This window comes from Ideonella sp., assembly GCF_041918995.1.
Taxonomy (GTDB): domain Bacteria; phylum Pseudomonadota; class Gammaproteobacteria; order Burkholderiales; family Burkholderiaceae_C; genus Ideonella.
Map to the genome: position 1 here is coordinate 39,591 of NZ_JAYRUN010000004.1, position 11,913 is coordinate 51,503.

Below are 11,913 nucleotides of genomic sequence, written 5' to 3' on the forward strand. Positions count from 1 at the left end.
CCTTCCCTTTCCCGACATCGAGTCCATCCATGCTCCGCCACCTGATCGCCGCCGCCGTGCTCGCCACCACCCTGCCTGCCCAGGCCTGGTGGGACGACGCCTGGACCACCCGCACCCGCGTCACGCTCGACACCACCGACAAGGGCCTGGCCCTGCCCAGCGCGGTGAGCGACGTGGTGGTGCCGGTGCGCCTGCACTCGGGCAACTTCGACTTCGGCGCGGCCGATGCCGCGGGCAAGGACCTGCGCGTGGTGGCCGCGGACGACAAGACTCCGCTGCCCTTCGAGGTGGAGCGCTTCGACGCGCTCAACGAGCTGGCGGTGCTGTGGGTGCGGCTGCCGGCGGTGGCGCAGGGCAGCGGCGACAACGTGCTGCACGTGTACGCCGGCCACGCGGCGGCCCCGGCGGCCCCTGCGCCCACCGTGTTCAGCACCGGCCACGCGGGCGTGTGGCACTTCAGCGAGGCGGACGGCCCCGCGCGCAGCGCCACCGGCGGCCCCGCCAGCAGCGGCCCGGCCCCGCGCGAGCCCAACGGCCTGCTGGGGGGCGCCTTGCGCCTGGCCGGCCAGCCGCTGGCCTTCGAGCCGTCCACCCAGGCGCTGGCCGCGGGCGGCGCGCTCACGCTGTCGATGTGGCTCAAGCCGGATGCGCCGGCCGAGTCGTCCACCCTGGTGACGCTGGGGCCGGTGACCCTGAAACGCTCGCTGGATCAAGTGGAAGCGCGCATCGGCGACGAGAAGCTGGCCGGTGCGGCGCTGCCGGGCTCCGCCTGGTCGCACGTGGTGCTCACGGTGGGCGGCGGGCGCGCGGTGCTCTACATCAACGGCAAGCCGGCCGCGCAGGCCGATGCGCTGCTGCCGGCGGCCGAGCGCGTCGCGCTGAGCGTGGGGGAGGGCTACCGCGGCCTGGTGGACGAGCTGCAGTGGCTGCCCACCGCACGCGACGCCGGCTGGGTGGCGCTGCAGGCGGCGGCGCAGGGGCTGGATGCGGGCTTCATGCGCAGCCAGAAACAGACCGGCGACGAAGCCGCTGGCGAGGGTGGCGGCGAGCCGGGCTACATGGGCATCCTGGTGAAGAACCTCACCGTCGATGCCTGGGTCGTCATCGGCATCCTGGCCGTCATGTTCGCCGTGGCCGCCTGGGTGATGGTGAGCAAGGCGCAGCTGGTGGGCCGCATCGGCCGCGACAACGACCGCTTCCTCGACCGCTTCCGCGCCGATCTCTCCGGCCAGGGCCTGCAGGGCGCGGACGCGCAGTTCGGCCACTCCACCCTGTGGCGCCTGTACACCACTGGCGAGGCCGAGATCGCCAAGCGCCGCGCCCAGGGCGTGCAGACCCTGTCGGGCGCCTCGCTGGACGCCATCAAGGCCACGCTGGACGCGGTGCAGGTGCGCGAGAACCACCGCCTGAACGCCCGCATGGTGCTGCTGACCATCGCCATCTCGGGCGGCCCCTTCCTGGGCCTGCTGGGCACGGTGGTGGGCGTGATGATCACCTTCGCCGCCATCGCGGCGGCAGGCGACGTGAACGTCAACGCCATCGCGCCCGGCATCGCCGCCGCGCTGCTGGCCACCGTGGCCGGCCTGGGCGTCGCGATCCCGGCGCTGTTTGGCTACAACTGGCTGGCCTCGCGCATCAAGACGATCTCGGCGGACATGCAGATCTTCGTCGACGAGTTCGTCACGCGAGTTGCTGAGGCCCCCACGCTCCCTGCCGGTCGCTGCCCCCCGGGGGGGCTTTTGCAGCGGACCGGCGAAGCCGGATCCGCGCAAACGGCTGGGTAAGACATGGCCGCGGACATCAAGGGCGCGAATGAGCCCTACGACGACATCAACATCACGCCGATGCTGGACCTGGCGTACGTGCTGCTCGTCACCTTCATCATCCTCACCACCGCCTCGGTGCAGGGCGTGAAGGTGGACTCGCCGCGCACCCAGGCGGCCGAGCAGCTGGCCAGGCCGCAGACGCGGGCCATCACCATCACCCGCGACGGCGGCCTGTTCCTCGACGCCTACCCCGTGACGCTGGACGAGCTGCAGCAGCGCCTGGCCGGCTACCAGGCCGCCAACCCGGCCCTGCCCGTGGTGCTGAAGGCCGATGCGGCCACGCAGTACCAGAAGGTCACCGAGGTGCTGGAGGTGGCCAAGCGCCTGAACCTCACCGAGATCGGCCTGGTCACCCAGCGCGCGGCGGCCGGGGAGTAGCGCCATGCAGGTCCAGAACGACACCAAGCCCTACGACACGATCAACGTGACGCCCATGCTCGACCTGGCGTACGTGCTGCTCGTGGTCTTCATCCTCATGACCACCGCCTCGGTGCAGGGCCTGCACATCACGCTGCCCAAGCCGTCCAGCACGCCCAGCACCGAGCGCCACGAGCTGCTGGTGGTGCAGGTGGCGGCCAACGGTGCGCTGCTGCTCAACGGGGCGTCGCTGTCGCTGGCCGAGATCGAGCAGCGCCTGCAGCAGGCCAAGGCGGCGGACCCGAAGGTGACGGTGGCCATCAAGGGCGACGCCCAGGCGGCCTATGCGCCCGTCGTGGCGGTGATCGACCTGTGCAACCGCCTGGCGGTGGACATGGCGGTGGTCACCTCGCGCATCGGCACCTGACGGCATGACCCGAACCGGAGCCGACATGCACCACACCACCGTGCTCATCGCCCGCCGCCAGGCGCGCCGCGCCCACGAGGCCGGGCGGGCGTCGCCGCAGCTCATGCGCCAGCTCGCCCTCGGCGCCGCCGTGCTGCTCGTGCTGGCGCTCATCACCTGGGGCGTCTCGCGCATCGACTTCAGCGCGCCGGAGCCCAGGCGCCAGGTGGCCCGCATCGCGCTGATGCCCGACACCCCGCCGCCGCCCCCACCGCCGCCGCCCAAGGAAACGCCCAAGGAAGCGCCCAAGGAGGCCCGGCCCCAGCCGCAGGCGAAGGAGTCGCCCAAGCCCCCGGCACCGGCCAACGAGCCGCTGAAGATGGAGGGCGCCGCGGGCGACGGCCCCAGCGCCTTCGCCGCCGGCACGGTGAACCACGACTACCGCGGCGGCCCGGTCGCCAGCGGGCCGGCCGCCTCGGGCAGCGTGGCCGACCGCGCGGCCGAGCGGCTGTACGCCAACACCGTGCGCCAGCTGCTGCAGGCCGAGATCGAGCGCCGCCTGCCCGGCGAGGCCGGCGAGCTGAGCGCGCAGTTCGCGCTGTGGGTGGCCGCCGACGGCCGCATCACGCGCTGGGAATCCGACGCCGACGCGCTGGCCCTGAAGAACGCCCTGGCCGCCAGCGCCGACCAGCTCCGCCTGCCTCAGCCGCCGGCCGCCGCCGCCCAGCCCATGCGCTTCCGGCTCACGGTGCGCGCCGGCGCCTGACACCCCCTTTCCCGCATCCACCCGAACCCGGAGCTTTCCATGACCCCCACGACGCCTCGCCGCCCCCGGCTGGCGCCCCTGGCCGCGCTGGTGGCCCAGGCCTGCCTGGCCGCCGCCCCGGCGGCCGCCCAGACGACCGCAGCGACCCCGGCCGCCGAGGCGCAGGCCCTCACCGAGCTGCGCGCCACCACGCTCTCGCTCATCGACGCGCTGGTGGAGCAGGGCCTGCTCACGCGGGCCAAGGCGGACGAGCTGCTGCGGCGGGCCCGTGTCGGGGCCGCGCCTGCGTCCCCCGTGGCCGCGCCCACGGCGCCCGCGGACGGCTGGGGCGCCCCGGCCACCGCCGCCGCGCCGGGTGGCGTGGTGCGTGTGCCCTACCTGAGCGAGACCACCCGCGCCCGCCTCAAGGACGAGGTGCGCAACGAGGTGCTGGCCACCGCGCGCGACGAGGGCTGGACCGACGGCCGGCGCCTGCCGCCGTGGGTGCGCAGCGTCACCGTGGAAGGCGACCTGCGGGTGCGCGCGCAGGGCGAGTTCCTGCCCGCCGACAACGTGGCGCCCGAGATCTTCCGCGCGCAGACCGATTCGCCCGCCTGGGCACCGGACCTCACCAACACCCAGCACGACCGCCACCGCATGACGCTGCGCGCGCGCCTGGGTGTGACCGCCAAGGCCAGCGACAGCCTGAGCGGCACGGTGCGCCTGGCCACGGGCAGCACCGGCGGCAGCCCCACGTCCGAGTCGGTGACGCTGGGCAACGGCGCCAACCGCTTCCAGGTGGGCGTGGACCGTGCCTTCCTGCGCTGGGAGCCGTCGCACGGCATGCGGCTGGAAGGCGGCCGCCTGGCCGTGCCCTTCGAGGGCAGCGACCTGACCTGGCCCGACGACATGGGGCTGGACGGCGTGGCCGGCCGCGGCGAGCTGGACCTCGCCTCCGGCCTGTACGGTTTCGCCACCGCGGGTGCGTTCCCGCTGGAGGAGTTCAGCAACACCACGCGCGACAAGTGGCTGCTGGGCGGCCAGGTGGGCGTGGACTGGGCCTTCGGCGACGCGTGGCAGCTGCGTGCCGCCGTGGGCATCTACCAGTTCCGCAACGTGCAGGGCGTGCGCGAGAGCGAGCTGCCGCCCGGCGGCGTGCTGGCTGGCGTGGTGCCGTATTTCGCCAGCGCCTACCCCGCGGTGCTGCGCCAGAAGGGCAACACGCTCATCAACCTCAACGCGCCGGAATCGACCGCCGCGCCGGTGTGGGGCCTGGCCTCGCGCTTCGAGCCGGTGGATGTGTCGCTGGCGCTCACCGCGCGCCACTACAGCCCCTACGAGGCCAGCCTGTCGCTGCACGTGGTGAAGAACACCGCCTTCGACACCGACGACATCGTGCGCCGTGCCGGCACCACCGAGGTGGCCACGCTCAAGGACAAGACGCTGGGCGCCCAGGCCCGCCTGCAGTTCGGCCACCCCAAGCTGGCCGAACGCGGGCAGTGGAACGCCTTCGTGGCCTACCGCCACTTCGAGCGCGACGCCTGGGTGGATGCCTACACCGACACCACCTGGCACCTGGGCGGCACCAACTACAAGGGCTTCAGCCTGGGCGGCCAGTACGCCTTCGACACCCGCGCCACGGTGGGCCTGCGCTACACCAGCACGCGCAACCTGGACGACGGCGTGCGCTTCCTCGCCATCCCGGGCGACCCCACGTCCATCAGCGGCAACATGAGCAGCGCCCCGTTGAAGATCGACGTGCTGCAGCTCGAGACGAACCTGAAGTTCTGACAGGGGGCGCGCATGACCACGAGGCACATCGTCACCACCGCCGGGCTGGCCCTGGCGCTGCTGGCCGGGCAGGGCACGCTCGCGGCCCCGCCGGCGGACCCCGCCGAGCGCCGCGTGCAGCAGGCGCGCGAGCTGGCGCGCCAGGCCCAGGCCGCGCTGCAGCAGGCGCGCCAGGAGCGCGACTCGCTGCAGGCCGCCGGCGCGGCGGCGCAGGCCGAGCAGCAGGTGCTGGCCGAGCGGCTGGCCGCGGCCGAATCGCGCGCGCGCGGCACGCAGGCGCGCGACCGCGAGGCGCTGGCCACCACACAGGCCGAGCTGGCCCGTCTGCGCGAGGAACTGGCGGCCGAGCGCCAGGCGCGCGGGCAGCAGCAGGCCCGCGCCGAGGAGGCCCTGGCCGCGGCCCGCCAGGAGCTGCAGGCACAGCGCCAGGTGGCCGCCAGCGTCACCGCGCTGCTGGAGCGCTCCACCACGGCCCTGGCCCGCGCCGAGCAGGCCAACCGCGAGCTGCACACCCTGGGCCTGCAGGCGGTGGACGCCTACACGCGCCGCACGCCCGAGGCGATGCGGGCCCACGACGAGCCCTTCCTGGGCCTGGGCAAGGTGGCGCTGCAGGACGAGGCGGACCGGCTGCGCCAGGCGCTGGACGCGCAGCGGGTGAGCCGCTGAGCGCGCCGTCCCCGGGCCCGGACACGCGAAGCGCGCCCAGGGTTAACCCTGTTTCAAAAGGGGATATCAGCGCTGCGTTCGTGCCTCTTCTTGGTGCATGAGTCGTCTTCCGGGCGGCTGTAATGCACTTGTTCAGTGCGCCTGGGAGGGCGCGGCAAGGAGGGCACATGCACCGTTGGAAGGTATCGAGCCAGTTGCTGGGGCTGTTGGCATTTCTGTCCGCCATGGTGGTGGCGATCGGCGCGCTCGGCGCCTGGGCCACGCACCGATCGAACGACACGATCGGGCGCGTGTACGAGCAGCGGCTCCTGCCGCTGGCCGAGGTGGCCGACATCCAGTCACGGCTGCTGCGCAACCGCCTGGCCATCGCGACCTCGCTGGTGAGCCCCGAGCCGGCGGTGCTGGAGAAGAACCTCAGCGAGTTGGACGCCAACATCGCGGCCATCTCCCGGACGTGGGAACAGTTCGCCGCCCGGCCCATGTCCGACGCGGACAGGGGGTTGGCCGAGCGCTTCGCCGCCGACCGTCTGGCCTTCGTGAGCCAGGGCCTGAAGCCGGCCGCCGACGCATTGCGGGCACAGCGCCTGGACGAGGCGCGGCGCGTGACGCTGGAGCGCGTGCGGCCGTTGTACGAGCCGGTGGACCGAGACATCAGCGCGCTCTTCGAGGCGTCCGTCGTGCAGGCCAGGCAGGCCTATGACCAGGCGACGTCCGACTACCGGCGCATGCTCGTCACCATGGGCGTGGCCACGGTGCTGTCCATCGCCATCGCTGCGGTGCTGGGTGGACTGGTCGTCAGCGGCATCCGCCAGGCCCTGCGCCAGGCCGTCGCGACCTCGGACGCGGTTGCCCGGGGAGACCTGACCGTGCCGATCGAGGTGCGGGGCCGCAACGAGCTGGCCCAGCTGCTGGGCAGCATGGCCGCCATGAAGACGACGCTGTCGCAGCTGGTCACGGCGGTGCGCCGCAACTCGGAAAGCGTGGCGGTGGCGTCCTCGCAGATCGCGCATGGCAACAACGACCTGAGTGCACGCACCGAGCAGCAGGCCAGCGCGCTGGAGGAGACCGCCGCGTCCATGGAGCAGCTGTCCAGCGCCATCCAGCAGAACGCCGCCCACGCACAGGAGGCGAGCCGGCTGGCCCAGGCCGCCACGCAGATCGTCAGCGACGGGGGGCAGGTCGTCCACAACGCCGTGAACGTCATGCGAGGCGTGGCCGAAAGCTCCCGGCGGGTCACCGACATCGTCGGCGTGATCGATGGCATCGCCTTCCAGACCAACATCCTCGCGCTGAACGCCGCGGTGGAGGCGGCACGCGCCGGGGAGCAGGGGCGCGGCTTCGCCGTCGTGGCGGGCGAAGTGCGGTCCCTGGCCCAGCGAAGCGCGGAGGCCGCGCGTGAAGTGCGCCAGCTGATCAGCGACAGTGCCCAGCGGGTGGAGCAGGGCAGCGAGTTGATCGAGCGCGCCGGCCAGGCCATGGGCGGCGTGGTCGAGGCCATGCACAAGGTGTCCACGGTGGTCGGCGAGATCAGCACCGCGAGCGCCGAGCAGAGTGCCGGTGTGTCGCAGATCGGCGACGCGGTGGTGCAGCTCGACCAGGTGACGCAGCAGAACGCGGCGCTGGTGGAGGAGTCGGCTGCGGCGGCAGAGAGCCTGAAGACCCAGGCCACCCAACTGGTGGAAGCGGTGAGGGTGTTCCGGCTGCCGGCCTGACAGAACGCGCGTGCTCAGGCGGCCGCGGCGAGCCGCGTGGCCACGGCATCCGGCGGCTCCGGACGGCACAGGCCGAAGCCCTGCAGCAGGTCGCATCCCAGGGCGACCACGCGGTCGCCGTCGGCGGCCTCTTCCACGCCCTCGGCCACCACGCGCATGTCCAGCGAGTGCGCCACGCGGATGATCGACTCCACCATCAAAGCGTTGTCGCGGTCCGTGGCGATGCCGGCGATGAACAGGCGGTCGATCTTGATCTTGCGGCAGCGCAGGCGCCGCAGGTAGGCCAGCGAGCTGTAGCCGGTGCCGAAGTCGTCGATGGCCAGGCCGTAGCCCATGGCCTGCAGGCGCACGAGGATGGAGTCGGGGTTGTCCAGGTCGTCGAACAGCACGGACTCGGTGAGCTCGAACTCCACTTCCTCGGGCGTCAGCCGCAGCGCCTGCAGCTGTGCCAGGAAGCGCGTGCGGTCGGTGTCGCGCAGGAGCAGCCGCGACGAGATGTTCAGTGCCACCGGGGGCGGTTGCAGCCCGGCGGCGCGCCAGGCGTCGATGTCTTCGCGGGCGCGGGCCATGCAGGCCAGCGTGAGCTCGACGATGAGGCCGGATTCCTCGGCGATGGGAATGAACTCGGCCGGGCCGATGGGCCCGCGCGTGCGGTGGGTCCAGCGCGCCAGGGCTTCCAGGCTGTCCACCCGGCCGGCGGCGTCGAAGACCGGCTGGTAGACGAGCAGGATCTCGCCGCGGTGGATGGCCGCGTGCAGGTCCTGCTGCAGGCGCTGGCGGTCGCGCTGCAGGTCGCCCAGCGCCAGCGAGTAGTCCACGGCCACGCCCTTGCCGGCGCGCTTGGCCTCGTACAGGGCCATGTCCGCGCACTGCATGGCCTCGTCCGGAGTGCGCGCGTCGTCGGGCAGGCGGCAGCCGCCGATGGACACGCGCAAGGGGAACGGCGACTGGGCGTGCGACAGCTGGCGCAGGCGGTCCACCAGGGCATGCGTCACCCGGCGGCAGGCGTCGTCGCAATGCGGGCCCACCAGCAGCACGGCGAACTCGTCGCCGCCCAGGCGGGCCACCAGGTCGCCCTCGCGCACCAGCTGGCGCAGCAGCTCGGCCAGGTCGCGCAGCGCCTGGTCGCCCGCGGCGTGGCCGCGGGTGTCGTTGATCTGCTTGAAGTCGTCCACGTCCACGCACAGCAGGCGCGCCGGCGTGCCGCGCTGGCCGGCGTCGTCCACGGCCTGCGACAGGGCCAGCCCGAAGCGGGCCCGATTCGCCAGGCCGGTGAGCTCGTCGTGGTGGGCCAGGAAGCGCGTGCGGTCCTCGGCGGAGCGCACGGCCGCGCGCATGCGGCGCGAGGCCAGGTGCGTGAAGGTGGTGGCCACCAGCATCACGGCCGCCAGCGAGGCCATCAGCGCCGCCATGGTCGACCACAGTTCGCCCTCCTGGGCCTGCACCTCCAGCCAGGCCACGGTCTGCCCGTTGGCCTGCACCGGCACGGCCAGGCGGTGGACGCGGCCCAGGCGCTGCCAGACGCTGGCCGCCTCGCCAGGGCGGTGGTAGCCGGCGAGTGCAGAGCCGTCCAGCCGGCGCAGGCGCGCCGTGGCCACGTCCGGCACGCTGCGCAACGCGCCCAGCAGGTCCTGGGCATCACGCTGGCTGTCGAACACGGCGGCGGCGGTGACGGAGTGGCCCACGATCTGCGCGTGCAGCTGCAGCGACTGCACATGCCGGTGGCTGAGGTAGAAGAAGCCCATCACGCTGAGCAAGGCGGCCGACCAGAGCATGGCCACCACCAGGGGGCGCAGGTCGGGCGACAGGCGCCAGCGGGCGGGGCGGCGGCGCGCGTCCATCACTTCTGCACGAAGCGCGCCAGGCGCAGCAGGCGGGTGTCGATGTCCAGGCCGTCCTCGCGCACGGCGCGCAGGTGCACGTCGAACACCACCCGCCCCGCGTCGACCTGCAGGTTGAGCATCACGCCGTCGTCCAGCGCGCCCGGGTAGCCGCCCACGCGCAGCAGGCCGGGCCGGCGCCCGAAGCCGTCCCGCCCGCCCTCGGGCCCCACCACCGCCACGTGGCACTGGTGGCCCGGGTCGGTGGAGGCCAGCCGCAGCTGCAACCGCCGGCCATTCACCGACTGCGGCGGCTGGCGGCCGAGCGCGGCCGCCCAGGGGTGCAGCTCGGGCACGCAGAGCACCAGGTCCTCGCGCGGGTCGGTGGGCGCGGGCCACAGCACGAACAGCAGGCTGCGCACCAGCACCTGGGCCTTGAGGTCCGGCTCGGGCAGGGCGGCGTGCACGGCACACGGCGCCAGGGCGAGCACGGATGCACCGGCGAGCCAGCGCGCCCAGGCGGCCAGGCCGCCGGGAGTCGCCATGCGGCGCCGCGCGCGTGCGGCCGGCGTCAGAACTGGCCTCTCCATTCCAGCACCACCGACCGGCCGCGCAGCGGCACACGCTGCAGGTCGTTCTCTCCACCCGCCGGGTCGAAGCGCTCGGTGTCGGCGAGATGGCGCACCGCCAGCGCCAGCGATTGGCCGGTGGCGAACTCGTGGCGCAGCACCGCGTCGGCGCGCCACTGGGCCGGCACGTCGGCGCGCAGACCGTCGCGCGGCCCGGTGGCGATCCACTGCAGGCCGGCCGACCAGCGGTCGTCCAGCGGCCCGATCACATGGCCCTTGAGCAGCCAGTGCGGTGCGTTCACGGCGGGCGCGCCCTCGGTGTCCAGCCGGTTCAGGCTCAGGCTGGCGCGCCAGTGCCAGCCGCTGATGCGCCGCTGCTCGATGTCCACGTCCACGCCATGCCCCTGTGCGCTCGACACGTTGCGGTAGCGCAGCAGGCCGTCGTCGTCGGTGGTCTGGTCGATCAGGCCCTCGATGCGGTAGTGGTAGCCGGCCAGCGTGAGGCGGGTGGTGCTGTCGAGCGAACGTTCCCAGCCGAGCTCCACGCTGCGGATGCGCTCGGGCCGCAGGCCGGGGCTGGCCACCTGCGAGGCACCGCCGTCGTCGTAGAAGCGCTCGCTCAGGTTGGGCGCGCGGAACGCCTGCCCCAGCACCAGCTTGATGGCGTCCTTGGGGTGCGGGCGGTGCACCAGCGCCACCCGGGGCGACAGCTCGGCATCGAAGCCGTCCACGTGGTCCAGGCGCCCGCCGAGGGTGAGCGAGGTGCGCTCGGACAGCCGCACGTCGTCCTGCAGGTACAGGCCGGCCTGCGTCATCGGGTCGTCGCGGTCCAGGTACACGCTGCGGGGCGAGAGGTCCTCATTGCGCTGGGCCGCGTGCCACACGTGGCGCGCCTCCACGCCGGCCGACACGGTGTGGTTGATCCAGCCGCGCCACTGGGTGCGCAGCTCCGTGCCGAGCCAGCGGCTGCTGCCGATGTCGCGGTTGCGGTAGAGCCCGCCCTCGCCGTCGTCCAGCATGTACATGCCGCGGAACTCGGTGGCGGTGAGGCTGGCGCGGGCCTGCCAGCGCCAGTCGCCCTGCCAGGCGCCGTCGTAGGCAAGCTCGCCATAGCCGTAGGTGTCCTCGTAGCCGGTGCCGGGCACGCCGGGTGCGCTGCCGTACTCGGCCGTGCCCACGTCCTTCTGCCGCGCCTGGCCCACCAGCGTGGCACGCCAGGCGCCCCGGCGCCACTTGAGCAGGGCCGCGCTGTAGCGCTCGCCGTCCAGGGCGGCCACCCGGCCGCCGGGCACGCCCGGGCCCTGGAGCTCGGGCAGGTGCAGCGTCTCGCCGCGGTCGTCGCGGTGAGAAACGCCCACGAACACGTCGCTCTGGCCGTCGTTCCAGCCGAACTGGGCGGTCCCGCGCTGCGCCCGGGGGTGTTCCACCTGGGCCCGCAGCGTCAGGCCGGGCGCATCGGCACCGTCGAGCGTGACCACGTTCGCCACCCCGAGCAGGGCATTGCCGCCGTACACCGAGGACGCCGGCCCGTTGACGAACTCCAGGCGCTTGACCCAGTCGGCCACGAGCGGGAACTCGTGGTGGGGCAGGGCCTGGTCGTACAGCGCGTCGTTCACCCGGTAGCCGTCGATGGTCATCAGCAGGCGGGCGTTGTAGTCGCCGGGCCGGCTGAAGCCCCGGAATCCCACGGTCGAGTAGCTGCGCGAATGGCCGAGGTAGGTGCCGGGCAGGCGCTCCAGCATGTCGCCCACGGTGTCGTGCGACAGGCCGGCCGCGGTGTCGCGCAGCAGCGTGGACACCAGCGCCGGCGCGTCCAGCACATGCTGGGAGAAGCGCGAGGCGCCTTCCACCTGCGCGTGCAGGAGCAGCTCCAGCTCCGCCACCGGGTCGGGTTCGGCCACGGCCTGGGCGGCCGCCGGGCCGCCGAGCGACGTCAGGGCCGCGGCGGTGAGGGCGGCGGTACAGGCGGTGGGGTGCGCAAGCCAGGGCATTCGGGGTTTATCGGCCACACGGGCCGGCCG

The 11,913-nt window shown here is 73.5% G+C and carries 10 protein-coding genes; 7 read left to right on the plus strand and 3 right to left on the minus strand.

Annotation, left to right across the window (positions count from 1 at the left end; all coding sequences use genetic code 11):
- The first annotated feature begins 29 nt into the window (after positions 1-29).
- The 7 genes from ACE3UN_RS04455 (at position 30) to ACE3UN_RS04485 (ending at position 7,503) form a co-directional block, all read left to right on the plus strand.
- The gene (locus ACE3UN_RS04455; RefSeq protein ID WP_374673713.1) at positions 30-1,784 is read left to right on the plus strand and encodes a DUF2341 domain-containing protein; all 1,755 of its coding nucleotides are present in this window, start codon (positions 30-32) and stop codon (positions 1,782-1,784) included.
- A gap of 3 nt (positions 1,785-1,787) precedes the next feature.
- Positions 1,788-2,204 carry an ExbD/TolR family protein gene (locus ACE3UN_RS04460; protein ID WP_374673714.1) on the plus strand — a complete coding sequence of 139 codons (417 nt, stop codon included), beginning with the start codon at positions 1,788-1,790 and terminating at the stop codon, positions 2,202-2,204.
- 4 nt (positions 2,205-2,208) lie between these two features.
- Entirely contained in the window at positions 2,209-2,610 is a 402-nt protein-coding gene (locus ACE3UN_RS04465) for an ExbD/TolR family protein (protein WP_374673715.1), read from the plus strand.
- Positions 2,611-2,635: 25 nt separating this feature from the next.
- Positions 2,636-3,355, plus strand: a complete 720-nt coding sequence (locus tag ACE3UN_RS04470) for a hypothetical protein (protein WP_374673716.1) — start codon at positions 2,636-2,638, stop codon at positions 3,353-3,355.
- A gap of 39 nt (positions 3,356-3,394) precedes the next feature.
- Entirely contained in the window at positions 3,395-5,125 is a 1,731-nt protein-coding gene (locus ACE3UN_RS04475; protein ID WP_374673717.1) for a putative porin, read from the plus strand.
- A gap of 12 nt (positions 5,126-5,137) precedes the next feature.
- Entirely contained in the window at positions 5,138-5,791 is a 654-nt protein-coding gene (locus tag ACE3UN_RS04480; protein ID WP_374673718.1) for a hypothetical protein, read from the plus strand.
- A gap of 167 nt (positions 5,792-5,958) precedes the next feature.
- Positions 5,959-7,503, plus strand: coding sequence for a methyl-accepting chemotaxis protein (locus ACE3UN_RS04485; protein WP_374673719.1), 1,545 nt, complete (start codon positions 5,959-5,961; stop codon positions 7,501-7,503).
- A 14-nt stretch (positions 7,504-7,517) separates the two neighbouring features.
- Here ACE3UN_RS04485 and ACE3UN_RS04490 read toward each other — a convergent pair whose 3' ends face one another.
- Genes ACE3UN_RS04490 through ACE3UN_RS04500 form a run of 3 tightly spaced genes read right to left on the minus strand, consistent with a single transcriptional unit; the run spans position 7,518 to position 11,883 of the window.
- Entirely contained in the window at positions 7,518-9,344 is a 1,827-nt protein-coding gene (locus tag ACE3UN_RS04490; protein WP_374673720.1) for a putative bifunctional diguanylate cyclase/phosphodiesterase, read from the minus strand.
- Complete coding sequence (locus tag ACE3UN_RS04495; protein ID WP_374673721.1) at positions 9,344-9,868, minus strand: YfiR family protein; 525 nt, start codon at positions 9,866-9,868, stop codon at positions 9,344-9,346. Before ACE3UN_RS04495 ends, ACE3UN_RS04490 begins: the two co-directional genes overlap by 1 nt.
- Positions 9,869-9,894: 26 nt before the next feature.
- Complete coding sequence (locus ACE3UN_RS04500; RefSeq protein WP_374673722.1) at positions 9,895-11,883, minus strand: TonB-dependent receptor plug domain-containing protein; 1,989 nt, start codon at positions 11,881-11,883, stop codon at positions 9,895-9,897.
- Positions 11,884-11,913: the final 30 nt, after the last annotated feature.

Excerpts from the sequence above, each read along its gene's own strand:
- ACE3UN_RS04490 (WP_374673720.1), bottom strand. The coding sequence starts at position 9,344 with ATGGACGCGCGCCGCCGCCCCGCCCGCTGGCGCCTGTCGCCCGACCTG.
- ACE3UN_RS04485 (WP_374673719.1), top strand. The coding sequence starts at position 5,959 with ATGCACCGTTGGAAGGTATCGAGCCAGTTGCTGGGGCTGTTGGCATTT.
- ACE3UN_RS04475 (WP_374673717.1), top strand. The coding sequence starts at position 3,395 with ATGACCCCCACGACGCCTCGCCGCCCCCGGCTGGCGCCCCTGGCCGCG.
- ACE3UN_RS04460 (WP_374673714.1), top strand. The coding sequence starts at position 1,788 with ATGGCCGCGGACATCAAGGGCGCGAATGAGCCCTACGACGACATCAAC.
- ACE3UN_RS04470 (WP_374673716.1), top strand. The coding sequence starts at position 2,636 with ATGCACCACACCACCGTGCTCATCGCCCGCCGCCAGGCGCGCCGCGCC.
- ACE3UN_RS04495 (WP_374673721.1), bottom strand. The coding sequence starts at position 9,868 with ATGGCGACTCCCGGCGGCCTGGCCGCCTGGGCGCGCTGGCTCGCCGGT.
- ACE3UN_RS04465 (WP_374673715.1), top strand. The coding sequence starts at position 2,209 with ATGCAGGTCCAGAACGACACCAAGCCCTACGACACGATCAACGTGACG.
- ACE3UN_RS04480 (WP_374673718.1), top strand. The coding sequence starts at position 5,138 with ATGACCACGAGGCACATCGTCACCACCGCCGGGCTGGCCCTGGCGCTG.
- ACE3UN_RS04500 (WP_374673722.1), bottom strand. The coding sequence starts at position 11,883 with ATGCCCTGGCTTGCGCACCCCACCGCCTGTACCGCCGCCCTCACCGCC.
- ACE3UN_RS04455 (WP_374673713.1), top strand. The coding sequence starts at position 30 with ATGCTCCGCCACCTGATCGCCGCCGCCGTGCTCGCCACCACCCTGCCT.